Source organism: Pseudomonas sp. HP_14 (assembly GCF_055283875.1).
This window is the reverse complement of record NZ_JBTOQI010000033.1, coordinates 114,536-140,656: the sequence shown is the minus strand read 5'-3', so window position 1 is coordinate 140,656 and position 26,121 is coordinate 114,536. Positions and strand designations below refer to the sequence as shown.

Genomic DNA, 26,121 nt, shown 5'->3' with positions numbered 1-26,121 from the left:
GCTGGGTTAAGCGGTGCTACTTGAGTCGTCCCTGCTGTCGAAGGCGAGCGCCAATCTGCTGTATTTCTGTTTCGCCCTGCGCCAGAGCAGCCTTGCTCGTGTGGACCGAGTAATGGCCCGTCACCAGGTCATACGGATGTTTTACCGCCGAGCCCATCACGAAAGTGCAATCGCCTTTCGCGATGAAGTTGATGGGTTGCTCCGACTCTTCAAACACGGCGAGTTCGCCGGTATCTATCACTGCACCTGCGTCCAGACTTCCTGAACTGACAGCCAGCCATGCAACGGTGTGAGCGGGCGGCGGTGTGTAGCGCCAGTGCTCACCGTCTTTCAAATTCACGGCGAGATAGTTCATGTCACTCGGTGCTTCAATCTGGCTTTGAGCATCCCCATAGCGCCCCAGAAGCACACGGGCCGGGCCTGATTCTGGAACTTGGGAGGGCGCGAGATAGGCGCTCACTGCAGGCGCGTTTTCCAGCGATGGAGGCAATGCGACCCAGAGTTGGAATCCCTGAATTGAGGAATCGCTCGCTAGCGTAGCGTCGTGCCACACCCCATTGCCGGCCTGCATCCACTCAACACCCCCAGCGAGCAATAAGCCTGTCGCGCCGGTGGTGTCTTCATAAGACACATCGCCTTGGGTCATGAAGGTAACGGTTGCGATCCCTGAGTGCGGATGCATACCGAAGCTCGACTTACCACCCCCGGCGTTCAGACTGAAAATATCCAGGAAAATAAATGGCTTCAAAAGCTCGCCTAGATCACCTGGGCTGACAAGTCGCGTGATGGGGCCGTGTGTGCTGCCTTCGGTACGATGGACAATGCTGCGTGGTCGAACTGCGGTGGCGGCGGTCATATGTTTTCTCTCGGAATTTCGAGCACCATCGCCCGCAAGGTAACGTCGTCAAACAGAACTTCGTTTGCCCGGGCAGATGCGTTTAATGAGTGAAATGCTCTCGTTGTCGCCGGGCTGGTGTTAGCTCAGGGATCCGGTAGTCGGAGGTCAATCTCGGCAATGGCTCAAGGATATGTGTCCTTTGATTGCTTTGTTAGATGGCATAATTGGATTGAACTGATCCATTTTTGAAGGGGGGCGATCACGTGATTGACCTGAATGACGTCGCGCTATTTGTACAAGTAGTACGCAGTGGCAGCTTCGCTGAAGCAGCTCGACAGCTTGGAATGCCCTCCAACACCTTGAGTCGGCGAGTTCAACAACTTGAGGGGCAACTCGGCACGAGGCTTCTGCAACGCTCCACGCGCAAGCTGACACTCACCCATTCCGGCGAGGCTTTTCACGAGCAATGCCGTGGGGCAGTGGAAGGTCTGATTAACGCTGGGCAGCAGTTAATGACGGGAAGTCAGGAGCCGAGTGGCACCGTTCGCGTTGCGGCGATGGCTGATTTCTTTGACTTCTTCCCCATGGAATGGGTGGCCGATTTTCTCGACGCGTATCCACGGGTACATCTCGACTTCGTACTGAGCGATGCGCGCGCCGATTTGATTGCTGACCGGATCGACATCGCGTTTCGCGGTGGTGCGTTGCAGGACTCAGGCTATGTCGGTCGTCAACTTCTTGGATCGGGCAACGAGGGGCTGGTTGCCAGCCCCGGCTACCTCAGTAAAAGAGGCGTGCCCGCTACCCTTGAAGACCTCGTTGATCACGACTGTGTGAGTTTTGCTCACCCGAGCGGCGTCACCACCTGGCTTCTTCATGGGCCTGGCGGTGCAGAGGAAGAAGTGCGAATCACTAGCCGCTTCAATGGCAACACCGCCCAGGCCTTGCGTAAAGCAACCCTGGCCGGACTAGGCCTTGCCTTGCTGCCGTCCGCCATGACCAAAGTTGATCTCCAGCAAGGTCGCCTTGTCTCAGTGCTTCCCCAATACCACCGTACCGGGTACGGCCTGCATGTGCTTTACCCTAGTCGGCAGCATTTGCCGTTAGCGGTATCCGCATTCATCGGGTTGGTAATGGAGAAGCTGGAAGAGCAGAAATTTCCCGCGGCGGTTTTTAGTTGACGAACTTTGATCAGGCATCCAAAGAGTGTCCGCCGCTGGGAATCCTTGATCGGCTGTTGGTCGCTACTCATCAAGGCCAACCAACAGCCCCCACACTTCGTCACACTACCGCAATTGCGATCGCTCTCGAACGCCAGGCAAACCCCAATACCATCAGTAGCCCCAGTCCTGCCATCGCCGCTCCAGCCAGGGATATCGCCGGATAACCCAGCCCGGCATTGATCACTGCTCCGCCCAGCGCCGCACCGATGGCGTTGCCGAAGTTGAAGGCTCCAATGTTCACCGCCGAGGCCAGGTTGGGCGCGTCCTTCGCCGCTTCCATGACACGCATCTGTAGTGGCGGCACCAGAGCGAAGCTGGCAATACCCCATATCAGGATGGCAACGGCGGCAGGCAGCGGCCAACGCATCAATACGGTGAAGGCCAGCAAGACGAGAATCAGCACGCTAAGCGAAACGATCAGGGTGCGATCTATCGAGCGGTCGGCGGCCTTGCCGCCCCACATGTTGCCCAGCGTCAACCCCACACCGAACAGCACCAGCATGGCGGTGATGTACGCGGTAGAGGCGTGAGTCTCGCTGCTGAGGATTGGCGCGATGTAGGTGAAGACGGTAAACATTGCACCCGAGCCGACTACGGTCAGGGCCAAGGCCCCGAGTACGCGGCCGCGGCCCAGTACCCTGATTTCGTCCATCACACTGACGCTTTGCGGTGCTGCCAGGTTGGGCAGGGCGAACCACAACGCGGCCATGGCCGCTACGCCGAGGCCGGTAATGCCCCAGAACGCGGTGCGCCAGCCGAACAGTTCGCCAAACCATGCGGCAAGTGGCACGCCGCCGATGGTCGCCAGGGTCAGGCCCATGAACATTGCCGCAACCGCACCGGCACGTTTTTCCGGGGCGACGACGCTGGCGGCGACGATGGAGCCAACGCCAAAGAACGCGCCGTGGTTCAGTGAAGTCACCACCCTGGCGACCATGAGGCTGTAGTAATCGGTAGCCAAAGCAGACATCAGATTACCCAGAGTAAAAATCGCCATGAGTCCGATCAGCAGATAGCGTCTTGGAATCTTGCCGGTGGTCAGGGTCATCAGCGGCGCACCGAGCAGCACGCCCAGGGCGTAAGCACTGACCAACAGACCGGCGGCAGGAATGGATACGCCGAGATCGGCAGCGATGCCCGGCAACATGCCCATGGGGGCGAACTCGGTAACGCCGATGCCGAAGGCGCCAATGGCGAGTGCAACAAGGGGTGGGTTTATACGCATGAAAGGCTCCTTATCTATGCCGCCAATGCTACGATCTTGAGTTTTCACGCGGTAGATAGTGTTTTTGGCAATCACCTTTGCGTAGGAAGCACAAATGGATTTTCACGGCAGGTCAGGTGAGATGGGCGTATTCACCATGGTGGCGCAGGAGGGGAGCTTATCGGCCGCCGCACGTGCGTTGGGGCTGACACCCTCGGCGGTCAGCCGGATCATCGCGCGTACCGAACAACGTCTCGGCACTCGCCTGTTGTTGCGCACCACTCGGGCGATTACCTTCACCGCCGAGGGTGAGGCTTTTCTGCGCGGCGCCCGGCGTATCCTGGCCGATATGGCCGAGGTCGAAGAGGCCATTGCTGATCAGGGCGTGCCAAGGGGGCGATTGCGGGTCAGCGCCGCTCTTGGCCATGGGCGTCAGGCCATCGTCCCGTTGGTGGCAGCATTTAGCGCCCGTTACCCGAATATCGTTGTCGATCTCACTCTTGGAGATGAGGTGGTCGATATTCTCGGCGGGCAGGCCGACGTGGCGGTGCGCTTCGGCCATCTGCCTGACAGCCCGCTGACTGCGCGAAGAGTCGGCGATACCGGCCAGATAGTGGTGGCATCGCCCGAATATCTGCAGCGCCATGGCATTCCACAGGAACCGGAAGATTTGTTACGGCACAACTGCCTGCGCTTCAACTTTCGGCGTGCCGAACCCAACTGGCCGTTCCTCCGCGACGGAAGGGAGTTTTCCCTGAAAGTCAGCGGCAACATCGAATGCAGCAGTGGTGAAGCGTTGGCGCAACTCGCGCGAGTAGGTGCTGGCATCGCGCGTATCGGTGAGTTCAGCGTGAGGGATGATCTGCAGCGTGGCGATCTGATACCGCTGTTGGAAGCCTGGAATCCCGGCGATCTGGAACCGATTCACGCGGTTTTCGTCGGTGGCCCGGCAATGCCAGCGCGGGTGCGATTGTTCGTGGACTTCTTACTGGCGCATCACCGGATGTGAACGTCGGTCTCACCGGATCTTTCTGGGTGGGAGCTGATTCCTTCTTCGCCTACAGACGCTAGCTGGTGAACAGGCAGTCGTGGAAAACGTACGACCGCAAGATGCTCATCCGAGGGCTCGTATGAACCGTTCAATCCTTTCTGACCCGCTTGAGCCAAATCCAGAAAGGGTCACTGGATTCACGCGCGTCCATGCTGGTAGTGCTTGGGATGAGGTCCGATGCGCGTGCAGGGATACTCAGGCTCAGCGTGCGTTCCACGTATTCTCGCAACGCTGTAGGCGGTCCTGGGTAGTCATCATCTCTGTATTGCTGCTCCCGTAGCTCGGCCGGGGTTTTCGTAAACTCCTCTTGCCAGCAGTGTTCGTTGTAACCGATGGCCAGTAAACGAATCAGGTCTTCCGCGTCATTGGTCAAGATGCAGAGCATGTCTGATCCTGAGCCGGAGCCCAGGTGGACGATTCGCTGCTGATCGTTGTCGTCCAGCCACAACCCGGCCCAAGATCCATCGCCACCCGTCCTGAGAAATATCGATAACCTCTCGTTTATCCTGGGGTCTTCGCAGGCGGTCCATCGAGCGGTGTCGGCGGGGGCTGGAACGCGAAAGGCGGTGATAGCGCAGTCGTCGTATTCAGGTTTGGGATGCAAGGTCATGTAGCGGCCTCCAGTCCTGTAATGACGAACACAGCCCAGGGTTTCCAGGAACTTCATGGTTTTTCGCAACACCGGAGGCACTGGGTTCTTGGCAGGGAAGGCGGCTACTAATTCGTCGGTGAAGCTCATGTTTTCCCTATCAGCAGCTGTAGTGAGCATCGCAAGTGACACTGGATTACGATCCTGGTGATGATGTCGCCCAGAGCGGCAGTTTAATTGCTTCTCATGACTCGATCACCTCAAGCGGTAACTGGCAATTCAAAAGTCCGGGAATAGCTTTCCGACTTTATTCAGGCCCGCTCGGCGTATGAATCCCCGTGGACTGGCAGGCTCTGAAAGGTAAGTAGCGTCCCTGGGATTCATCGCGATTGTCTGCTCGCCATTCCACCACAGCAGATCTCCGTTGTCAGAAATGCTCCACAGTATGTAGCTGGATAGATCAAGGTTGTGCCAGCGCTCAGACTTAATGAAGTCCCAGCCATTGTTCTGCTCTCGCAGATTCAGGTTTGGATTGTCCGAGTCGCCCAAGATGGAAAAAAAGTCATAGGGGCGAGCCCCGAACTCCTGAATTACTGTCTCCAGTTCAACCTTTATCGCTAGCTTATCCAAACTCTGCCTCCCTAATCGGTTAATCGATCGCCGCAAGTTAGCTAATGTCGGCGTTCTGCAGTGCTTCTTTTGCTCATGGCTCACAGGTCCTATCGCGTCGTTTGCAGCATTCAATAGCCGACAGCAATATTGACGGTAGTCGGACTATGAGTCATGTGATGCTTCCCCCGTTTTGCTTGTCACTCATAAAGGCTCAGGATGGCATTAAGATTAAGGCCGGCGCGCGTTACTGATCTTCCGTCGATTTATAAGGGCGAGGAGGATTACATTCGATGTTGGGAACCTGATCACGAAGCGGCATGGCGCGCTCAGTTTGAACGCCACTTGAGCCGCTGGGTAGAAAACTTTGAGCTGTTCACGGTAGCGATCATGGGGGAAGCGTTCGCTGGTTACTCTCTGTGGTCACCTGAGCAAGGTTGCGCACAACTATGCACGATCCACGTCAGTGAGTCGTATAGACGAAGCGGTATTGGTCTCAAGTTAATTGATGCATATATTCAGGGTGCAGAGAGGCAGGGGGTCGCTCATCTGACGTTAAGTGTCCGGCACGACAATCCCGCGAGGTTGATGTACGAGCAAGCTGGTTTCGTCCCCGCGGGTACTGACGCTAACGGCGACCTCAGATACGAGCGGTGGGCGCGATAACGCCAGCGCTGTTGCTTCCGGAAAGCGTCCACTGCCGACGTTGGGCCTAGAGTTGGCTTATTGCACTTCGGGATGTAATAAAGGTGAGCGTTGGCGCAGGCACCAAGATGTCTGCCCTCCTGGCTAAAAGCCCGAGCTCGGCCGCTACTCGGTGCCCATCCCTGGGCACCCCATAACACCAATCGCTTAAAACCCGATCGTCGCCGAAACCAAGTAGGTCCTCGGCGTAGACATCGTCAAGCCCGGTTCGCTGTCGTCCGATGCACCTGCTGAGCTCCAGAAGCGTTTGTCCATGACGTTTTCGATGTTGGCGCGTAGCGTCACGGCCTTGTCGTCGACCTTGAAGGCATAGCGCGCGCCTACGTCAAACCGTTCCCAGGAGTCGATCTCCTTGGTGTTCGCCTGGTTCAGGTATTGGGAACTGGAATAGATCCCGCGGCTGGTCAGGGTCAGGCCCTGAACATTAGGCACGTCCCATTCGGCGCCCAGGTTGACGTTGTATTCAGGCGTTGCAGGGGCGCGTTTACCGTCGAATGCGCCGTTGATGGTGTCGGTCAGTTCGCTGTCGATGTACATCACGCCACCCAGCAGGCGAAAGCCTTTGAGGGGTTCACCGAACATGGTCAGCTCAACGCCCTTGTTCTCCCGCTTGCCGTTTGGACCAAAGACTCGCGTAGTAGCGTTGGTCTCATAAGCAGGTTGCTTGATTCTGAACGCGCTGGCGGTGAAGGCGAAGGTGCCCAGGTCGTACTTGGCGCCGACCTCAACCTGACGGCTGATGAAGGGCGGGAAGATCTCGTCTTCGTTCAGGGACGTGGACGGTGCGATTTTGCCCTGGCTCAGGCCTTCCATGTAGTTGGCGTACACCGACAGTTGATCGGTCACTTTGTACAGGATGCCGCCCGAGGGTGAGATTTTTTCCTCGTCGTAGGCCGTGTCACCTTTGACGTTATTGGTCCAGTCATCGACCTGAACACGCTGCCAGCGGGCGCCAAGGGTTAACAGCAAGCGGTCATCGAAGAAGCCGAGTGTGTCGGACAACGCCAGGCCGCTGTAGCGGTTTTCTGTGTAGACCTTGTCATCCAGGCGGGTGGGGTTGCCGGGAGTGGGTGTCGCTACTGGATTGAACAAATTGCTAGGGGACGCCGCATAGCGAGCGCCGCCATTTTCGAAATCCATGTAGAAGTAGCTGGCAGCCAGATTGACCTCATGGCTCACGGGGCCGGTCTGGAACCAGTTACGCACGCCAGCAGTGGCCGTGCGGACATTTTCGTCACGGGTAAAGTCGCGAGGCTGAACGCTGAAATCCCCTGCGTTGTTGGTGATTGAAACCGCGTGGCGAAGGAAGTCGTGATTACTTTTACGAGCGCCTACGCCGCCATACACCATGACCGAATCGTTGACGTCATACTCGGCATTTACTGCGCCAAAGGTATCTTTGGTCCGCGCTTTGCTCCAGGCCTGCGCATAGTTGCGACGCACATCATTGGCACTCGGCACATTGGCATTTGCGCCGATCTGGACGCGCTCCTGCGGCGCATCGGTGTCGCGTTCGGTGTGCCCGATATCTGTCGAAAGCCGCAGGCGTTCGCCACGAAAATCCAGGCCCAGTACGGCCATTTCACGGTCAACGCTCTGGTGATCCCATTCGGTGTCGCCTGACTGTTTTACGCCATTGAAACGGACGCCGAATTTGCCTTCGTCACCGAATCTGCGACCGACGTCGATTGCGGTGCCTAGCTGATTATTTGAGGCGTAGCTGCCGGTGACTTCGGTGATGGGTTTGTCGGTGGCGCGCTTGGGCACTACGTTGATGCCGCCACCGACGGCGCCTCGCGGTGAGATGCCATTGATCAACTGGCTCGGGCCTTTGAGGATGTCGACCCGGTCGGCCATTTCCATGTCGATGGTGTAGGTCGGCAAGATGCCGTAAAGACCGTTGTAAGAAACATCGCTGTTGAACAGGCTCAATCCACGGATGGTGAATTGTTCGTACCGACCGCCCGCCGGGTTGGTTGCGCGCACCGATGGGTCGCTGGCAATCAGATCGCCCAGGGTTCTGGCCTGCTGATCCTTCACCGTCTGGCTGGTGTAGGTGGTCATGCTGAATGGCGTGTCCATGAAGTCCCGCGAGCCGAGCAGTCCTTGCGAGCCTTTGCGGGCAACCTGGCCTCCGGCATAAGCCTGACCATCTGTAGAACCTGCTGCACCCAGAATCGAGGTGGGCGCCAGTTGCAGGCTGCTGCCCTCCGGAGCCGGGATCAAGGTATAGGCATGATCCGCCACTGACACCAGTTGCAGGCCGGACCCTTGCAGCAAGCGTGAGAAACCTTCCTCTACCGCATAGTCGCCCGATAAACCGGCGCTGGTGCGACCGCTTACGAGGGCGGGATCGACCGACAGGTTAACGCCAGCCAGACCTGCAAAGCGGGTCAGTGCAGCACCCAGGCTGCTGGCGGGTACCTCGTAAGTGCGACGATCTTCGTCTTGCGCCCAGCTGGATGAGGCGAAGAGCGGACTGGAGCTCAATGTCAGCAGCAGGCTGAAATGCAGCAAGGGGCGCAAACGATAAGGCGACGCTGGGGGCATGGAAGTAAGCTCTCGTATTTTGTTCACTTACCCGGGATGACCAGTGAGATGAAAAAAAGGGACAGGGTTTACGCAATTTTTTTATCGAAGGTAATAGTGAAGGCCAGCGCGGCTGCAGAAATAACGCCATTGCACCTTTCGGTGGGCGCAGATTCCCTTGAGGGATTCTATTTTGGTCTGCAAACACAATTTCTGTGGGAGCGAATTCATTCGCGAAGGGGCCGGTTTAGACAATACATATTTCAGCGGCTGGCAATCAGTCATTCCCGAATGAAGTGATGCTCCACTCCGGTAGGCCCCGAAGATGAAAAGCGTTTTTTTCTGTACGAGGCCTGGTCTGGGCTGCATTCCAACGATGCACGATACGCAGCACATATTCTTGCCGCGTTATCGTTTATCGCGAGCAAGCTCGGCTCCCACCAAGATCTCGGCATGATGCTTGGCGAAACAGAGTCACCAGACATAATTCTGGCTCCAGAAAATTGACAGGGTGCCGATAAACGTTGTGTCGGTGAAGCCCATTGAGTCCCCTGCGATGTTGAAACGTAGAGGACGGGTTGGCTCTCAACCCGCCGATCAGAGCCATGGAGCAGGGCTTTGGTGTAGAATTTGCTTAATGGCGTAGTGCTATTAACTGGTTTTTGCGCGCCAAAAAAAAATGGGCAGCGAAGCTGGACCCGTCTATATGTTTGCCTTTGGGCTCATCTTCTTTCTTCCCTGACAGGACCCCTGATGCTGGCGTACAACCAAAAGAGTTTTCTGATTGTCGATGACTTCTCCGACTTCCGCAGCTCGGTGCGCTCTATGTTGCGCGAGTTGGGGGTGAGGGATGTGGACACCGCCGACACCGGAGAACAGGCGCTGAAGATGTGTTCGCAGAAGCGCTACGATTTTGTTCTGCATGACTTCAACCTCGGTGACGGCAAGAAAAACGGCCAGCACGTACTTGAAGACCTGATGGTCGACCGCTTGCTGAGCCACGAAAGCGTGTTTGTCATGGTCACGGCCGAGAACAGCCAGGCGATGGTGATGAGCGCCCTGGAATGGGAACCGGATGCCTATCTGACCAAACCGTTCAACCGCGCAGGTCTCGCCCAGCGTCTTGAAAAGCTGGTACAGCGTAAAGGCTTGCTCAAGCCAATCCTGCAAGCGCTGGACCGCGGCAAGCCTGCTGAAGTGCTGGCCGCCTGTGTCGCGCTGACCAAGCAGGACCCGCGTTACGCACCGTTGTGCTTGCGTTACAAGGCCGATGCGCTGCGTGACCTTAAACAATATGAACCCCTTGAAGCGTTGCTCAAATCCATTCTTGCCGATCGCCCTGCGCCTTGGGCGTATGCCGCACTCGGCAATTTGATGCTCAAGCGCAACAAGCACGCTGATGCGCAGGCGGTCTTCGATGCTGCTGTGAAGGCTTTTCCCGGCATGCCGATCCTTTACGACGGCCTGGCGGAAGCGCTGGTTGCGCGTGGCGATGTAGTCCGTGCGCAAAAGGTGCTGGAAGACGCCGTGAAGATTTCGCCGCTGGCGGTGCGTCGACAGACGCTGCTCGGCAAGCTCGCGCTGGACAACAATGACTTCGAGGGCGCTTCCAAGGCCTATCGTCAGGCGGTCAATCAGGGCCAGTTTTCGCGCTTCAAAAACCCTGAAACCAACCTTGGTTTTGCTCAGGCATTGATTTCCCGTGGCGGCGATCAGGGGCTTGATGCGCGCGCACGTGTGGAGATCAACCAGACGCTCAGTGAGGTCGCCAAGGAAAACGGTACTGACCAGGGGCTTCAGGTCCGCACGAGGCTGATGAAGGCCGCAAGCGTGAAGCATTCCGATCCGGAGATGGCGGCCAAGCTGACCGCTGACGCCGTCGGCCGGTTGCAGGATATGGAGCAGTTCCTCAGTGCTGACGCGGCACTGGCTGTCGCCTCACAGTTGCAGAATCTCGGTCAGGCCGAGGCGGGTGCCAGCGTGCTGAAGAGTTGCGCCGAGATCTATGGTGATGATCCTCTGGTGATGAAAAACATCGCCAAACAAACGGATGATCCGGCGATTCTTGGTGCCAACAAGGCTGCCATCGAACTCAATATTCAGGGCGTTCGAACTTACAAGGCTGGCAATCTGGACGAGGCGCAGGATCTGTTCCGTCGAGCATTGGCGCTGCAGGCCCAGAACATCAGTATCGCCTTGAACCTGGCGCAGGCATTGCTCCACTCCATGGCTTCGTCTCCCAGCGCGGCGAAGCTGGAGGAGTGTCGCGGTTGCCTGAAAATGGTCGGCAAGATGCCCGAGAGTGATCCGCGTTTCGAGCGCTATCAAAAACTGCAGAGCAAGGCGTTTGGAGCATGAGCGAAAACGAAGCGAGTATGGATTTCTCCATGGTCATTGCCTCCACTGTACATGACATGAAGAACTCCCTGTCGACACTGAGCCAGTCTCACAACCGGTGGCTCGAACAGTTGACCGATGCGCAGCGCGATACACCCGAGCATGGTGTTATCGAGTATGAGTTTGCCAGGCTGAACGGCATGCTCGTACAACTGCTGGGTCTCTATAAGCTGGACGTCAATCAGTTGCCGCTGCGTCCTGATTATCATGAAATGGACGACTTCATCGAAGGCCAGCTGGCTCATCATCAGGAAGTGCTGAACAGTCGTGGCATCGTCGCCACCTGTGAAGTGGATGCGCTCATCCCGCTGGGTTTCTTTGATCGTGAACTGATCGGCACGGTGGTGGGCAATATCACCGTCAACGCGATTCGTTATGCGCGTAAAACCATTGCCATTACGGTCAGCGAGGAAGAAGGGCAACTGTGCATCGTCATCAATGACGATGGCTCAGGCTACCCGGCCAGCATGATCGAGAAGCAGGCCGACTATGCGCTGGGCATCAACCAGGTCAGTGGCAGCACGGGGCTGGGCCTTTATTTTGCCGCACGGATAGCCGAACGCCATCAGCGTAACGGTGTGCATGGGCGAATCGAGCTGGCCAATGGTGGCCCATTGGGCGGAGGCGTGTTCAGTCTGTTTCTGCCTTGAGTGTGCGTCATGATGCGGTGAAAAAAAGGAAGAGCAGGCGCTCTTCCTTTTTTTTGGGGCGCGATTTTTCTCTTGGGGCAAACGGTACTTTGATCACCGCTAAACAACTGACCTTAATAAGTTTTTTTTGCGCTGCCGGTTTTCCGACAGCGGCTGGAAGGTACCGAATCTAAAGGCTTTTCGTGATGGTATGGATATTGCTTTTACCCTTTGTAACAGCGCTGACATTCCTGAACCGCCGAGTTATTGGCGTTCTGTATGCAGCCGTTCGAGGGTGTATTGGCAGTTCGGACTTTCTGAGAGAAGCGCATGAAGGCAGTAATTCTGGCGGGAGGGTTGGGGACTCGGATCAGTGAGGAATCACACCTCAAGCCCAAGCCGATGATTGAGATTGGTGGTAAGCCAATCATCTGGCACATCATGAAAATCTACTCGCATTACGGCATCAACGACTTCGTGATTTGCCTGGGTTACAAGGGCTATGTCATCAAGGAGTACTTTGCCAACTACTTCCTGCACATGTCTGATGTGACCTTCGACATGGCTGAAAACAGCATGCACATTCATCAGCGGCATGCCGAGCCCTGGCGCGTCACGCTGGTCGATACCGGTGAAGCCAGTGCCACGGGCGGACGCTTGCGCCGGGTGCGTGAGTACCTGGGTGACGAGACTTTTTGCTTCACCTACGGTGACGGCGTTTCGGACGTCAATATTCCTGAATTGATCGAATTTCACCGCCAGCACGGCAAACAGGCCACCGTCACCTCAGTACAGCCACCGGGGCGTTATGGCGCGCTGGATATTGAAGGTGACTGCGTCAAAGGCTTTCAGGAAAAACCTCAGGGAGACGGCGGCTGGATCAACGGCGGCTTCTTTGTGCTTGAGCCATCGGTGATTGATAGCATCGCTGACGACAACGTTACCTGGGAGTTCGAGCCGATGCGCAATCTGGCAGCCCGAGGTGAACTGATGAGCTTCACGCACCTTGGTTTCTGGCAGTCGATGGACACCCTGCGTGATCGCGTCATGCTCGAAGAGCGCTGGGCCAGCGGAAATGCGGAATGGAAACTCTGGCGTTGAACGGATTCTGGGCAGGCAAAAAAGTGCTGCTGACTGGCCACACCGGTTTCAAGGGTGGCTGGCTGGCGCTGTGGTTGCGCCAGTTGGGTGCTGAAGTCCAAGGCTTTGCGCTGCCTGCCGCCACGACGCCTGCATTGTGGCAAGTGGCGGGCGTGGAAGGCGCGGTGGCCAGCGATCTGGGCGATATTCGTGATGCCCAGGCGGTCGCCCGGTCTCTGCGCGCGTTCGAACCCGAAGTGGTGCTGCATCTGGCAGCGCAGCCACTGGTACGCGAGTCTTATCGCACCCCGGCTGAAACCTATGCGACCAATGTGATGGGCACCGTCAACGTGCTGGAAGCGGTGCGTCAGTGTTCGAGCGTTCGCGCAGTGGTGGTGGTCACCACCGACAAGTGCTACGAGAACCGTGAGTGGCTCTGGCCTTACCGAGAGCAGGACACCTTGGGCGGTTTTGACCCGTACAGCAACAGCAAGGCATGTGTTGAGCTGTTGTGTTCGTCGTACCGTAATTCCTTCCTGCAGGAATCCGGCGTTGCCTTGGCAACGGCGCGTGCGGGCAACGTTATCGGTGGCGGTGACTGGTCGCCGGAGCGCCTGGTGCCGGACATCTTCCGCGCCTGGCAAAACAATGAAGAAGTGACCCTTCGCTACCCTCAGGCAACCCGTCCCTGGCAGCACGCACTGGAGCCCCTGATGGGCTATCTGCTGCTGGCGCAGGCATTGGTCGAGGATGGCGAGAAACATGCCGGTGCCTGGAACTTCGGCCCCGAGAGCGGCAATGTCGCCACGGTGGAAAAGCTGGTTCGTACGCTGGCCCAGATGTGGCCGCAGCCGGTGCGCTGGTCCGTGGATGCTCAGGTTCAGCCTCATGAGGCTGGCTTGTTGGCGCTGGACTCCAGCAAGGCTCGACACCTGTTGGGCTGGGCGCCGCGCTGGTCATTTGAAACCACGCTTGAACGTACCCTGAGCTGGCATCTGGCCTGGCAGCAGGGGCGTGATATGCACACCTTTACCCGCGCGCAGATCGCGGATTACCAAGGCGATATCCATGAGTGAGAACACCCCGGAGCAGCTGCGCCAACAAATTGTCGAGCTGGTTGGTCGTTATGCAGAGCTGCAATATGCGCCGAAACCGTTCGTGGCAGGCCAGAGCGTTGTACCGCCGTCGGGCAAGGTAATCGGCGCTGGCGAACTGCAATCCATGACCGAGGCCGTACTGGATGGCTGGTTGACGACCGGGCGTTTCAACGACGCCTTCGAGCGTCGTCTCGCCAAGTACCTGGGCCGTCGTGCGGTGTTGACCACCAACTCTGGCTCATCAGCCAATCTGGTCGCGTTTTCCGCCTTGACCTCCCCGCGTCTGGGTGATCGTGCGATCAAGCCCGGTGATGAAGTTATTGGTGTGGCCGCGGGCTTCCCGACGACCGTCAACCCGATCCTGCAGTTTGGCGCAGTGCCGGTTTTCGTCGATGTCGATCTGGTGACTTACAACATTGACCCTGCCAAGGTTGAAGCCGCTATCGGCCCGAAAACCAAGGCGATCATGCTCGCTCACACCTTGGGCAACCCTTATGACCTTGGCGTGATTCGTGCCCTGTGTGACAAATACAAACTGTGGCTGATCGAAGACTGCTGCGACGCTCTGGGCGCGACCTATGACGGCAAAATGGTCGGTACCTTTGGTGATATCGGCACATTGAGTTTTTACCCGGCGCACCACATCACCATGGGCGAGGGCGGTGCGGTATTTACCAATAACCCGTTGCTCAAACGCATTATGGAATCGTTTCGGGACTGGGGACGTGATTGCTATTGCGAGCCGGGTCAGGACAACACCTGCAAACAGCGTTTCTGTCAGACGCTGGGCACCTTGCCTGAAGGTTACGACCACAAGTACACCTATTCGCACCTGGGCTATAACCTGAAAATCACTGACATGCAGGCGGCCTGCGCGCTGGCACAGCTGGATCGTCTGGATGATTTTATCGCGGCCCGCAAGCGCAACTTCAACTGGCTGACGGAGCGTCTGGCCACGTGTGCCGACTTTTTGATCCTGCCTGAGGCAACGCCTAACAGTGATCCGTCCTGGTTCGGCTTCCCGCTGACCCTGCGCGACGGCTGTGGCTTCAAGCGTCTGGATCTGGTGCGCTATCTGGACAGCCAGGCGGTGGGTACGCGTTTGTTATTCGCCGGTAATTTGATCCGTCAGCCATACATGCTCAACCGCAACTATCGCGTGTCCGGCGACCTCACCGTTACCGACAAAATCATGAACGACACCTTCTGGATCGGCGTCTGGCCGGGCCTGGGCGAAGAGCATCTGGAACACGCCGTGCGTAGCATGGAAACCTTCTTCGGGTTGCGTAAGTAATGCGCGCCTACATCCTTTGCGGTGGCTTCGGGACTCGTTTGAGTGCCGTACTTCAGGGTGGGCAAAAGGCGGTGGTCGACGTGCATGGTCGCCCGTTTCTCGCACTGGTCCTGGCGCAGCTCAAGCAGGCGGGCGTTGAGGATGCGGTGCTGTGCGCTCATTACCGGGCTGACCAATTGGCTGAATTGTTGCCGGGCCTGGCGGCTGAGTCGGGCCTGAATCTGCAACTGGTGGTCGAGACCGAGCCGATGGGAACTGGCGGTGCTGTTTTGCACGCCTTGCAGGAAGTACCACCGGGGGGGCGTTTTCTGGTGCTCAATGCTGACACCTGGCTGGATCAGCAGGCGTATCGGCTGGCGTTCGCGGCGAGCAACGATGCAATTGTTGCCGTGCTGGTCGAGGATCGCTCGCGCTACGGCAGCCTCGAATGTTCGCAAGACCTTGAACTGCTGGCGCTTAACGAGAAGGGCGCATCAGGCCCGGGTCGCGTGAATGCGGGTGTGTATGCCTTTGCCGAAAACTCGTTGGGCGAGTTTGCCGTCCAGCCGTGCTCCATGGAAAAAGAGATTTTGCCGCGTTTGATTGAGCGTCGGCAGTTGTTCGCTTGCGAGTATTCAGGGCCTTTCATCGATATCGGAACGCCAGACTCGCTGAATGCCTTCAAGTCAGGGCTTCAAGGGGCTGATAAATGAATCGACTGGTAAAGAAACAAACGGTGTATGTCGATCAAACCATTCTTGACGCGGTTGAATGCATCGAGTCCGGTGACTTGCAGATCGTGTTCGTGGTCGATGATCAGGAATGCCTGGTAGGCGTGATCACCAACGGTGACCTGCGCCGCTACCTGTTGCAGGAAGGTGCGGACACTGATGTACCGGTCACGTCCTGCATGAATACTCATTACCGTTCGGTGCAGGTCGGTGCTTCTCGCGAAGAACTGCTGAAGATTTTCGACCTCAGCTTCAACGCTATTCCGGTTGTGGATGCGGCGGGTTGTCTGGTGGATGTGGTGACGCCTGCGTTGCTGGCTGCCAATTCCGAAGTCCCGGTTCTGGCCCGCGCCCGTGCGCCGGTACGGATGAGTTTCAGCGGTGGCGGCTCAGACCTGACGTATTACTTCGTTGATAACCCTGCTGCCGTACTCAGCTGCACGTTGGGTTTGTATTCCCACGCGACATTGATCCCGCGCACCGACGATGTGATCCAGATCTTCTCTGAGGACCTGGGCACTCACGAGCGTTACGAGTCCATCTACGATCTCGCGCGCCATGCGGGCAAAGGGCTGTTGGCGACCATCGTCTCTGTTATCCAGCCTAACTACGGCCTGGACCTTTATATCCGCTCCGACTTCCCGGTGGGCTCCGGTCTGGGCGGCTCTTCGGCGGTGGCGACTGCGGTTATCGCAGCGTTCAACGAATTGCGCCGTGACCGCTGGAGCACCTATGAGGTAGCCGAACTGGCGTTTCAGGCCGAGCGCCTGTGCTTTGGTATTGCGGGTGGCTGGCAAGACCAGTACGCCTCGGCCTTTGGCGGCTTCAACCTGATCGAGTTCAAAGAGGGTCGTAATCTGGTCCATCCGATTCGCCTGACCGAGTCGATCTGGAATGAGCTGGAGGAGTGCCTGGTGCTCTGCGATACGCAGATTTCCCATGACTCGGGCAAGCTCCACGAGCGCCAGCGCGAAGAGATGTCCAGCAAGGATTCCAAGGCGCCGCTGATCACTGAAAGTGTTGAGCTGTGTCGGCATATGCATCACCACCTGATACGCGGCGAGCTGCATGATTTCGGACGTTGCCTGCATCAGGGGTGGATGCTCAAAAGACAATTTTCCAATGCCGTCAGCGATGGCGTGCTGGACCAGATCTATGATTCGGCCCTGGCCGCAGGTGCCCTCGGCGGTAAGCTGCTGGGTGCCGGTGGCGGCGGGTTCTTCCTGTTTTTCGTGCAGCCTCAGCATCGACGTGCCGTGACCGACAAGGTCCGGGAGCTGGGCTGCCGTATCACCGATTTCCGTTTCGAATCCAACGGTGTCACCTCTTGGCGGACCAAAATCCAATGAATGAGCAAGTTTTTTCCATCGATGGCACTGTCATCGGCGGCGATCATGTCTACGTCATCGCTGAAGTGGGTAACAACCACAACGGTTCGGTGGAACTGGCCAAGCAGCTGGTGGATGCGTCTATCGAATCCGGCGCCGATTGCGTGAAGTTTCAACTGCGCAACCGCGACGCGCTGTATCGCACCAAGGCCGATGGCTCGCGCGCCGAAGACCTGGGCGTCGAGTACATTCAGGACTTGCTCGACAAGGTCGAACTGACTGTCGATGAGCACCGGCAGATTCGCGAGTACTGCAAGCTCAAAGGCATCAGCTACATTTGCACGCCATGGGATGAGCCGAGCGTGGATGTGCTGGCTGGCTTCGATGTGCCCGCGTTCAAAATTGCCTCGGCTGACCTGTGCAATCCGTACTTGATTGCCAAGGCCGCTTCCCTGGGCAAGCCGTTGATTCTTTCGACGGGCATGTCCCATGAGCATGAAATCGTTCGGACCATCGAACAGCTCAAAGGCCTGGGTGTGCCGTTCGCACTGCTGCATTGCAACAGCACCTATCCGGCACCCGAGAGCGATATTCAACTGGGCTACATTGCCCGTCTGAAAGAACTGCACGGCCTGATCGGTTATTCGGGGCACGAGCGCGGCACGGCGATTACCCTCGCAGCCGTGGCCTTGGGTGCCAAGCTGGTCGAGCGTCACATTACGCTGGACCGTGGCATGGAAGGGCCGGACCATCTGGCCAGCCTTGAGCCACTGGAGTTCCGCCAACTGGTCGAAGGCATTCGTCAGGTCCAGAAGGCATTGCCATGGACCGGTCCCGGCCGTCACGCCAGCCAGGGCGAACTGCTGAACCGCGAGAACCTGGGCAAGAGCGTGATTGCCGCCCGGGCGATCGAAAAGGGTGAAGTGTTCGAGCAAAACATGCTGCGCGTCGCCAGCCCTGGTCAGGGCCTGGCGCCTTACCGCCTGAGCGATCTGCTGGGCAAGCCTGCGGGCCGCAAGATCGAGCAGGGCGATTTCCTGTTCGACAGCGACCTGACCGAGCAAGAGGAAGTACGCCGCGAATACGACATGCCAATCCTCTGGGGCGTGCCGGTGCGTTACCACGACTTCCAGCAATACAACGAGTGGATCAAACCCGACCTGTTCGAGTTTCACTTGTCATACCGCGACTTGAGCGTTGCGCCTCAGCCGTTCCTCAGCACTGTCGAGTGCTCTCGTCTGGTGGTCCACGCCCCGGAGCTGTTTGAAAACAGCGAGCTGCTGGATCTGGTGTCCGATGACCTGGAGTACCGCCAGCGCTCCATCGTCAATCTGCAACGTGTCGTTGACGCGACCTTGCAGATGGCCGAGTTCTTCCCGAAAGCCGACTCGCTGCTGATTGTTGCCAACATTGGCGGCTTCTCTGCAGACGCACCGTTGCCATTCAGCCAGCGCACCGAACTGTATGAGCGCTTTCGCGAGTCCTGCGCTCAGGTGAACTTCGGTCGTACCGAACTGATCCCGCAAAACATGGCACCGTTCCCGTGGCACTTCGGTGGTCAGCGTCACCAGAATATTTTCATGATGCCCGACGAGCTGGCCGAGCAGGCCAAGCGTCTTGATCTGCGTCTGTGTCTGGACCTGTCGCACCTGCAGATGACCTGCTTCCACTTCGAACTGGACTTCCAGGCCGCACTGAAACTGCTCCTGCCGTACTCCGCTCACCTGCACGTGGCCGATGCCAAAGGTGCAAACGGTGAAGGCGTGGTCATGGGTACCGGCGATGTGGACTGGCCTGCGACCTGGGCGCAGCTCAAGCAGTACCCGACTGTCAGTTTCATCCCTGAGGTCTGGCAGGGCCACAAGGATCATGGTGCCGGTTTCTGGTCGGCACTCGAATTTCTTAACAAATTGAATTGAGCCTAGTGCTCCGCGAACGAGATGGAGTTTCAACGATGGGCAACAAGATGCGTGTAGCTGACTACATCATGAATCGGCTGGCGGAGCTGGGCATCAAGCAGGTGTTTTTCCTGCCGGGTGGCGGTGCGATGCATTTGAACGATGCGTTGGGCCGTCATCCTGATCTGGAGCCGATTCTCTGCCTCCATGAGCAGGCTTGCGGTGTGGCTGCCGAATCCGCAGGTAAGTTGTCGGGTGGACCAAGTGCCTGCATGACAACCTGCGGTCCCGGTGCGACCAACGCGGTTACTGCCACACTGGGTGCCTGGCTCGACTCCACGCCAGTGTTCTTCATTTCCGGTCAGGTAAAAACCGCTGACCTGAAAGCGGGTACTGGCTTGCGTATGCTGGGTGTTCAGGAAGCCGATATCGTTTCTATCGTCTCCTCTATCACCAAGCGCGCAGTGACCCTTACCGACCCGGAAGCGGTCGCAGAAGTGTTCGACGAACTGGAATATGCGGCTTTCAACGGGCGTCGTGGCCCTGTATGGCTGGACGTCCCGCTTGATGTGCAGGCTGCGCAAATCGACCCACAGACACTGCGTCGTGCGAAGCTGCCTGCGCCCGTAGCTGCGCCTGATGTCAGCGCAGCCGTCGCTCGCACTCTGGAGCTGCTCAAAACCGCAAAACGTCCCGGCATTATTGCGGGTAGCGGGATCCGTATGGCGGGCGCGATCGATGCGTTCAACACTTTGGTTGAAAACGCTGGTGTGCCGATCATGCCGACCTGGCTGGCCATGGACGTAATTGAAGATGATCACCCACTGTATGGCGGTCGTCCGGGTTCCATCGCCGCCCGCTGGGCCAACTTCGCGCTGCAGAATTGCGATTTGCTGATCGTTCTGGGTTCGCGCCTGGACATGGCAATCACTGCCTATGATCACGCGCACTTCGCACCGTTCGCAAAAAAGGTAGTGGTTGATATCGACCCGGCGGAAATCGCCAAATTGCAGATGCCAATCGAAGTCCCGGTAGTAGCCGATGTTGGGCCATTCATCGAGCAACTGGCGGCGGCCGTTGCCGCTGATCCTCTGCCGGTTTATGCAGAGTGGTTGGCCCAGATCGCGAGCTGGCGTCAGCGCTATCCGCTGCTGCAACCCGAGCATGCCGATGACAGCCAAGGCGTGAGCATGTACTACTTCACTGATCGCTTGTCTGAGCTGCTCGGCGAGGGCGACGTGATTGCCCCGTGCAGCTCGGGCTTTGCTGCTGAGTTGTTCCTGCTGAATCTGCGCATCAAGAAAAACCAGCGTTGTTTCCATAACCGCGGAACGGGCTCGATGGGCTTTGGCGTGCCATCTGCCATCGGTGCCTGCCTGGCCTCCGGTCGTCGGCAAACCATCTGTGTGGAAGGCGATGGAGGTCTGCAGATGAACGTACAGGAACTGGCGACGTTGGCTGCACAGCGCTTGCCAGTGAAGTGCTTTGTGGTGAATAACCTGGGTTACGCCTCTATTCGTACCTCTCAAACCGCGCACTTCAAACTGCTGGTCGGTGCTGATGCTGAAAGCGGCCTGCAACTGCCGAACTTGCGTCAGCTGGCAGAAGCGTACGGTGTCGGCTACGCCTTGATCGAGGGGCATGGAGATCTGGATGCCCGCCTGCGCGAAGTGCTTGAAAGAGAAGGTCCGGTGCTCTGCGAGGTGATGGTACAGGTCGAGGAACCTCGCATTCCGAGGGTCATGACGCGCATCAACGCCCAGGGCAAACCAGAGTCCGGTGCCCTGGAAGATTTGTATCCGTTCCTGCCTCGCGAAGAGTTTGCCGAGAACTGGCCATTGGGTACAAAAGGAGCATGACCATGAGTGTCCTCGACACTTTTCGGCTGGATGGCAAGGTTGCTCTGGTCACCGGGGCCTCTCGCGGGATCGGTGCGGCTATTGCCAACGGCCTGGGCGAGGCCGGTGCCATTGTTTACGGCGTAGGTCGCTCGGCTGAAACCGAGGCGCCGGGAGCCTTCCAGTATCGTCAGTGCGACGCCCGTGAGACGACTGTGGTGGTGGCTTTATTCGCCGAGATTGCGGAGTTGCACGGCCGTTTCGACATTCTGGTCAATGCTGCCGGGATCACCTTGCCGGGCAGCGTGGAAGCGGATCCGATGGTCAGCTTCCAGCGTACCCTGGAGCTGAACCTGACCGCCGCCTACGGTTGCAGTCTCGCGGCTGTGCCGCACATGCAGCATAACGGCCAAGGTTCGATTATTAACGTCACCAGTATCGGTGCCGGGTTGGGTTTCCCCGGAAACCCCGGTTACGTTGCCTCCAAGGGCGGCTTGGCGGCCATGACTCGTGCCATGGCACTTGATCTGGGTAGCCAGGGTATTCGGGTGAACAACATCGTCCCGGGCTACGTGCAGACAGCAATGACTCAAGGCAGCTACAACAATCCGGAGCTGAATGCCGCTCGTGCCGGGCGCACGATGCTCGGTCGTTGGGGGCGCGTCGAGGAGTTGGCAGGTGCGGCAGTGTTTCTCGCCTCGTCTGCCAGTAGCTATGTCACAGGCACCGATCTTTATGTCGATGGCGGCTGGTCGGTCAAGGGGTTGTAATGGAAATCGGATTCATGCAAGGCCGCCTGTGCGAGCGGGTGGATGGAAAGATTCAGGCATTTCCGTGGCGCGACTGGGAGCTGGAGTTCGAGGTTGCGCAGCGCCTCGGCGTACGGTTGATGGAATGGACCCTGGACCAGGAGCGACTTTACGAAAACCCGCTGATGACCGAGGCCGGACGTCAGCGCATCCGTGAGCTGATCCAGGCACACGGGGTCCGGATTCTTTCGTTGACTGGTGACTGCTTCATGCAGGCGCCTTTCTTTAAAGTGCAGGGTTCGGAGCGGGTAAGCCTGCTGAATGACCTGAATGCCATTCTCGACGCGGCCCAGGCTGTTGGCATCGGTTACGTGCTGATTCCTCTGGTCGACAATGGCTCGCTGACCAACCCGGAAGAAGAAGCTGCATTGCTCGAAGGTTTGCTGCCTTTGCGCGACCGCCTTGTGCAAGATGGCCTGAAGATTGTTTTCGAGTCGGACTTCCCCGCCGAGCGCCTGGCACAGTTCATCGCACGCTTTCCCGAGGATGCCTTTGGTATCAACTACGACATCGGCAACAGCGCTGCGCTGGGCTATCGCGCAGCAGAAGAGATCGCTGCGTATGGCGAGCGGATCGACAACGTGCATGTCAAGGATCGGGTTCTTGGCGGCACTACCGTACCACTGGGCACGGGTAATGCCGACTTTCCAGAAGCGTTCGCTGCACTGCACAAGGCGGGCTATGCCGGTCATTTCATTTTGCAGACGGCGCGCGCTGAAGACGGCGACCATGCCGGGGCGGTGGCTCGTTACCGTGATATGACACAGGCCTGGTGGGATAACCATGAATCTTGAGTTGAGTGGCAAGGTTGCCCTGGTAACCGGCTCGTCTGCCGGTATCGGCCTGGCAATTGCCCGTCAGCTTGCCGAGGAGGGTTGCAAGGTCGTGCTCAATGGCCGCGATCCCGAACGCTTGCGTGCAGCGCAGGAGCAGTTGCCGGGAGCGACATCGGTGCTCGGTGACGCTCGCGATCCTGCTGCTTGCCAGTCCATGGTTGCCGAGGTCATCGCAGCTCACGGTCAACTCGACATTCTGGTGTGCAACGTCGGCAGCGGCTCTTCGGTGCCGCCCGGTCAGGAAACCCCTGGCGAATGGCAGCGCGTGCTCGACATCAACCTGCATGCCACGACTAACGCGGTATGGGCTGCAACCGAGGCTCTGGTCGCCAGTAAAGGCAACATCATCTGCATTTCTTCCATCTGTGGGATCGAGGCGCTCGGCTGCCCGGTGCCCTATGCGGCCGCCAAAGCAGCGCTGGAAAGTTATGTACGCAATTCTGCCCGAGCCTTTGGTCGTCAGGGCGTACGCATCAATAGTATTGCGCCCGGCAACATTCTGTTCGACGGCTCGGTCTGGGATCGCAAGCTCAGGCAGGACCGCGGCGCGGTCGAGTCGATGCTCGCTCGGGACGTGGCGCTTGGGTGCCTGGGCACCCCCCTTGATGTTGCGCGGATGGCCGCTTATCTGGCATCGCCGCTGGCAGCGTTTATTACCGGGGCCACTCATGTGGTCGATGGAGGACAACTCAGATCATGACCAACACAACGTCCAAGCTGTTCGACCTCAATGGCCGGGTCGCGGTCATCACCGGCGGCGGTGGCATGCTCGGCTATCAGCATGCTGCGACCATCGCCGATCTTGGCGGCATTCCGGTGTTGCTCGACATCAACGCTCAGAGCCTTGCGAGTAACAGTTCGCGATTGCTTGAGGAACTCGGTATCGAGGCGCTGTGCCTGGCCGTAGACATTACTGATGTCGAAGCGGTTGGCACCGCGTGCAGCGCCGTGTTGGCGCAGCATGGCAGGGTCGACATCCTGATCAACAATGCCGCGCGTAATCCCAAGGTTGAAGGAAACGACGGTAAAGAGTTCTCGCGGTTGGAGAACTTCCCGTGGGAGCAGTGGCGCCTGGACCTCGACGTCGGGCTGGGCGGTGCATTCAATTGCGCAAAGATCTTCGGCGCTCATATGGCTGCGCAGGGCAGTGGTGTGATCGTCAACATCGCGTCGGACCTCGGTGTCATCGCACCAGATCAGCGCTTGTACCGGGTAGAGGGTAAAGACGCGGATCAGCAGCCGGTCAAGCCAGTGACCTACTCGGTGGTCAAGCACGGGCTGATCGGGCTGACCAAGTACCTCGCCACTTACTGGTGTGAACAAGGCGTGCGTTGCAATGCCCTGTCCCCAGGTGGCGTTTATGCCGGACAAAACGATGTTTTTCTTGGCAAATTGACCCAACTGATTCCGTTGGGCCGTATGGCCAAGGTTGATGAGTATCGCGGTGCGTTGGCGTTTTTGTGTTCTGACGCATCAAGTTATATGAATGGTGCCAATCTGGTTGTCGATGGCGGGCGCAGTACGTGGTAAAGGCAGCCTTCTCATGCTGCAGAGCCTATACCTGTAGAGTCTCATGGGCCCGCAGAAGCTGCCGAGGTTTACCGCTGAGGCTCATCCATGTCCTCAGTATTCCAATAATTGTGCCTGTCCGATTGCGAGAGGGCGTACACCTGATGTTCGAAAGTGAACGACTGGCCCGCATGGAGAATGAGCAATGCCGGTGAATCTTGAGGTCGCATTGATCCGTGCCGGGCTGGAGCGGGTTTCTCAGCGTATTCCGTGCGTTGAGAGATTGTTTGGCCAGCATTTGCTGATTACCGGAGCGACGGGTTTTTTTGGCAAATGGATCCTGGCACTGATCGATTTGCTGAACGAACAAGGCGCTCAAATTCGTGTGACGGCAGTATCGCGAGACCCAGACGCATTTATGGATACCGAACGGTATTACCGTGATGTGAGTTGGTTGCAATGGATCAAGTCCGACACCGATAGTCTGACGCTGGTTTCACCCACTCGATTCGATTACTTGATTCATGCTGCCACCGAGACTTCGGCGGCGGCTCAGCAAGACTCTCTTGCGTTGTTTGACAGCATGATCAATGGCGCGCGACAGGTACTTGAGCTGGCTGTCAGTTGCGGTGTGAGGCGAGTGATGTTTACCGGTTCGGGCGCGCAGTATGGTGCGCTTCCCGAGGGCATGGATGACTTCGCCGATGACTCATCGCTGGCTTGCGACAGTACCTTGCCGGGCAGCGCTTACGGCGAAGCGAAACGTGCTCAGGAAACCCTTGGGGCCATGTTTGCAAAACGCCATGGCATCGAAGTGGTTTTCACCCGGTGTTTCGCTTTCGTTGGCCCCGGACTCCCTCTAGACGGGCATTTTGCAATCGGGAACTTCATTCGAGATGCGTTGTGGCGCGAGCGTCTGGCACTGAACTCTCGCGGCGAAGCATTGCGCAGTTACCTTTATGCTGCCGATCTTGCCGTGTGGTTGCTGGGGATACTGGCAGCGGGGCAGTCCGGGCAAGCCTACAACGTAGGTTCTGATCAGGCGCTGAGCATTGCCGAGCTGGCCAGGCGTGTAGGTGGCTGGCTGGCTCCACACAAGCCAGTGCTGATCGCCGATGTGCCGTCCGTCAGCCCGCGATCTGTCTATGTGCCCTCTATTGATAAGGCACGAGCACTGGGTCTGGAGGTCTGGACTGATTTGGAAAAAGCGGTCAAAGAAACTGCAGAGTGGGCCGATACAGGTAAGTCAGAAGTGAGTTACAAAATTAGTGGTGTTGAGGATAAACGATGAGCCAAGCAGAAAAGTCGAGCTATTGGGATACGTTTTACGGTAGCAAGAAGAAAGGTGCTCCGGCCTATCCTTCGCAATTCGCGGCATTCGCCATTAATGAATTGATGGATGTCGATGGCGTGATCGAGTTCGGCTGTGGCAATGGCCGCGATAGTGAGTTTTTTGCTGCATACGGTTTTGATCTTCTTGGGCTGGATGCGTCTGGCGAAGCGATCGAACTGTGTCGCTCAAAAAGCATTCACGAGCACGCTAACTACATGCAATGTCAGGCGGCTGCAGCTCACGACCACATCAAGGCTTTCCTGAAGGGTAAACGCAAGATTGCGGTCTATGCCCGTTTCTTCCTGCATGCGATTGATGAAAACGAAGCCAATGCGTTTCTCGATCTGCTGGGCGCGCTGTTGCCCGCGCAAAGCCAGGTCTTGTTCGAGTACCGCACAGTGGACGACGCGGAACAGGAAAAAACCTTTGGTTTTGATCACTACCGGCGCTTCCTGGATCATGCCGCGGTACTGAAGAATGTTGAGCGCGCAGGTTTCAACGTCCTTTATCAAATTGAAGGTCGTGGCTTGGCCAAGTTTCGCGATGAAGATGCAAAAGTCGGACGCTGTGTCGCCCAGAAAAACTGAGTTGTTTTTATGACAGGATTGCGAGCGC

At 57.7% G+C, this 26,121-nt stretch carries 23 protein-coding genes; 18 read left to right on the top strand and 5 right to left on the bottom strand.

Going from position 1 to position 26,121, the window contains the following annotated elements; translation table 11 throughout:
* Positions 1 to 16: 16 nt before the first annotated feature.
* The gene (locus ACYASS_RS18295; protein ID WP_463587144.1) at positions 17 to 856 is read right to left on the bottom strand and encodes a pirin family protein; all 840 of its coding nucleotides are present in this window, start codon (positions 854 to 856) and stop codon (positions 17 to 19) included.
* Between the two features lie 245 nt (positions 857 to 1,101).
* Here ACYASS_RS18295 and ACYASS_RS18290 point away from each other — a divergent pair, with 245 nt between their 5' ends.
* Positions 1,102 to 2,019 carry a LysR family transcriptional regulator gene (locus ACYASS_RS18290; RefSeq protein WP_463587143.1) on the top strand — a complete coding sequence of 306 codons (918 nt, stop codon included), beginning with the start codon at positions 1,102 to 1,104 and terminating at the stop codon, positions 2,017 to 2,019.
* A gap of 100 nt (positions 2,020 to 2,119) precedes the next feature.
* Here the strand turns inward: ACYASS_RS18290 and ACYASS_RS18285 are convergent, their stop codons facing one another.
* The gene (locus tag ACYASS_RS18285; protein WP_463587142.1) at positions 2,120 to 3,286 is read right to left on the bottom strand and encodes an MFS transporter; all 1,167 of its coding nucleotides are present in this window, start codon (positions 3,284 to 3,286) and stop codon (positions 2,120 to 2,122) included.
* Between the two features lie 94 nt (positions 3,287 to 3,380).
* Between ACYASS_RS18285 and ACYASS_RS18280 the strand changes: the two genes are divergently transcribed.
* Positions 3,381 to 4,274 (top strand): LysR family transcriptional regulator, encoded by an 894-nt coding sequence (locus tag ACYASS_RS18280; RefSeq protein ID WP_463587141.1) that lies wholly within the window; start codon positions 3,381 to 3,383, stop codon positions 4,272 to 4,274.
* Between the two features lie 130 nt (positions 4,275 to 4,404).
* Here ACYASS_RS18280 and ACYASS_RS18275 read toward each other — a convergent pair whose 3' ends face one another.
* Both ACYASS_RS18275 and ACYASS_RS18270 read right to left on the bottom strand, forming a co-directional pair.
* Entirely contained in the window at positions 4,405 to 5,055 is a 651-nt protein-coding gene (locus ACYASS_RS18275) for a hypothetical protein (protein ID WP_463587140.1), read from the bottom strand.
* Between the two features lie 129 nt (positions 5,056 to 5,184).
* A complete protein-coding gene (locus ACYASS_RS18270) occupies positions 5,185 to 5,535 on the bottom strand; it encodes a hypothetical protein (protein WP_463587139.1) in 351 nt (116 codons plus the stop codon).
* Positions 5,536 to 5,733: 198 nt separating this feature from the next.
* On the opposite strand from ACYASS_RS18270, the gene ACYASS_RS18265 reads away from it, so the two are divergent.
* A complete protein-coding gene (locus ACYASS_RS18265; RefSeq protein ID WP_463587138.1) occupies positions 5,734 to 6,180 on the top strand; it encodes a GNAT family N-acetyltransferase in 447 nt (148 codons plus the stop codon).
* A gap of 186 nt (positions 6,181 to 6,366) precedes the next feature.
* On the opposite strand, the gene ACYASS_RS18260 is transcribed toward ACYASS_RS18265, so the two are convergent.
* Positions 6,367 to 8,769: a TonB-dependent siderophore receptor gene (locus ACYASS_RS18260; RefSeq protein ID WP_463587137.1), complete on the bottom strand. Its 2,403-nt coding sequence runs from the start codon at positions 8,767 to 8,769 to the stop codon at positions 6,367 to 6,369.
* A 732-nt stretch (positions 8,770 to 9,501) separates the two neighbouring features.
* Between ACYASS_RS18260 and ACYASS_RS18255 the strand changes: the two genes are divergently transcribed.
* The 15 genes from ACYASS_RS18255 to ACYASS_RS18185 all read left to right on the top strand — a co-directional run bounded on the left by ACYASS_RS18255 (position 9,502) and on the right by ACYASS_RS18185 (position 26,093).
* Positions 9,502 to 11,106: a response regulator gene (locus ACYASS_RS18255; RefSeq protein WP_463587136.1), complete on the top strand. Its 1,605-nt coding sequence runs from the start codon at positions 9,502 to 9,504 to the stop codon at positions 11,104 to 11,106.
* The gene (locus ACYASS_RS18250) at positions 11,103 to 11,795 is read left to right on the top strand and encodes a sensor histidine kinase (protein WP_243246719.1); all 693 of its coding nucleotides are present in this window, start codon (positions 11,103 to 11,105) and stop codon (positions 11,793 to 11,795) included. Before ACYASS_RS18255 ends, ACYASS_RS18250 begins: the two co-directional genes overlap by 4 nt.
* Positions 11,796 to 12,104: 309 nt before the next feature.
* Positions 12,105 to 12,875: a glucose-1-phosphate cytidylyltransferase gene (gene rfbF, locus ACYASS_RS18245; protein WP_463587135.1), complete on the top strand. Its 771-nt coding sequence runs from the start codon at positions 12,105 to 12,107 to the stop codon at positions 12,873 to 12,875.
* A complete protein-coding gene (gene rfbG, locus ACYASS_RS18240) occupies positions 12,857 to 13,930 on the top strand; it encodes a CDP-glucose 4,6-dehydratase (protein ID WP_463587134.1) in 1,074 nt (357 codons plus the stop codon). Before rfbF ends, rfbG begins: the two co-directional genes overlap by 19 nt.
* Positions 13,923 to 15,245 (top strand): lipopolysaccharide biosynthesis protein RfbH, encoded by a 1,323-nt coding sequence (rfbH, locus tag ACYASS_RS18235; protein WP_243246724.1) that lies wholly within the window; start codon positions 13,923 to 13,925, stop codon positions 15,243 to 15,245. Before rfbG ends, rfbH begins: the two co-directional genes overlap by 8 nt.
* Positions 15,245 to 15,937 (top strand): sugar phosphate nucleotidyltransferase, encoded by a 693-nt coding sequence (locus ACYASS_RS18230; RefSeq protein WP_463587133.1) that lies wholly within the window; start codon positions 15,245 to 15,247, stop codon positions 15,935 to 15,937. The genes rfbH and ACYASS_RS18230 overlap by 1 nt, the downstream gene beginning before the upstream one ends.
* Positions 15,934 to 17,304 carry a GHMP family kinase ATP-binding protein gene (locus ACYASS_RS18225; protein WP_463587132.1) on the top strand — a complete coding sequence of 457 codons (1,371 nt, stop codon included), beginning with the start codon at positions 15,934 to 15,936 and terminating at the stop codon, positions 17,302 to 17,304. The genes ACYASS_RS18230 and ACYASS_RS18225 overlap by 4 nt, the downstream gene beginning before the upstream one ends.
* Entirely contained in the window at positions 17,301 to 19,202 is a 1,902-nt protein-coding gene (locus ACYASS_RS18220; RefSeq protein ID WP_463587131.1) for an N-acetylneuraminate synthase family protein, read from the top strand. The genes ACYASS_RS18225 and ACYASS_RS18220 overlap by 4 nt, the downstream gene beginning before the upstream one ends.
* A gap of 35 nt (positions 19,203 to 19,237) precedes the next feature.
* Positions 19,238 to 21,040 carry a thiamine pyrophosphate-binding protein gene (locus ACYASS_RS18215; RefSeq protein WP_463587130.1) on the top strand — a complete coding sequence of 601 codons (1,803 nt, stop codon included), beginning with the start codon at positions 19,238 to 19,240 and terminating at the stop codon, positions 21,038 to 21,040.
* A 2-nt stretch (positions 21,041 to 21,042) separates the two neighbouring features.
* Positions 21,043 to 21,789 (top strand): SDR family NAD(P)-dependent oxidoreductase, encoded by a 747-nt coding sequence (locus ACYASS_RS18210; RefSeq protein ID WP_463587129.1) that lies wholly within the window; start codon positions 21,043 to 21,045, stop codon positions 21,787 to 21,789.
* Complete coding sequence (locus ACYASS_RS18205; RefSeq protein ID WP_463587128.1) at positions 21,789 to 22,622, top strand: sugar phosphate isomerase/epimerase family protein; 834 nt, start codon at positions 21,789 to 21,791, stop codon at positions 22,620 to 22,622. The genes ACYASS_RS18210 and ACYASS_RS18205 overlap by 1 nt, the downstream gene beginning before the upstream one ends.
* Positions 22,612 to 23,364, top strand: a complete 753-nt coding sequence (locus tag ACYASS_RS18200) for an SDR family NAD(P)-dependent oxidoreductase (RefSeq protein ID WP_463587127.1) — start codon at positions 22,612 to 22,614, stop codon at positions 23,362 to 23,364. Before ACYASS_RS18205 ends, ACYASS_RS18200 begins: the two co-directional genes overlap by 11 nt.
* On the top strand, positions 23,361 to 24,194 hold the full coding sequence (locus ACYASS_RS18195) for an SDR family oxidoreductase (RefSeq protein WP_463587126.1): 834 nt from the start codon (positions 23,361 to 23,363) through the stop codon (positions 24,192 to 24,194). The genes ACYASS_RS18200 and ACYASS_RS18195 overlap by 4 nt, the downstream gene beginning before the upstream one ends.
* Positions 24,195 to 24,378: 184 nt before the next feature.
* Entirely contained in the window at positions 24,379 to 25,464 is a 1,086-nt protein-coding gene (locus tag ACYASS_RS18190; protein ID WP_463587125.1) for an NAD-dependent epimerase/dehydratase family protein, read from the top strand.
* Entirely contained in the window at positions 25,461 to 26,093 is a 633-nt protein-coding gene (locus ACYASS_RS18185) for a class I SAM-dependent methyltransferase (RefSeq protein WP_463587124.1), read from the top strand. The genes ACYASS_RS18190 and ACYASS_RS18185 overlap by 4 nt, the downstream gene beginning before the upstream one ends.
* The last annotated feature ends 28 nt before the right edge of the window (positions 26,094 to 26,121 follow it).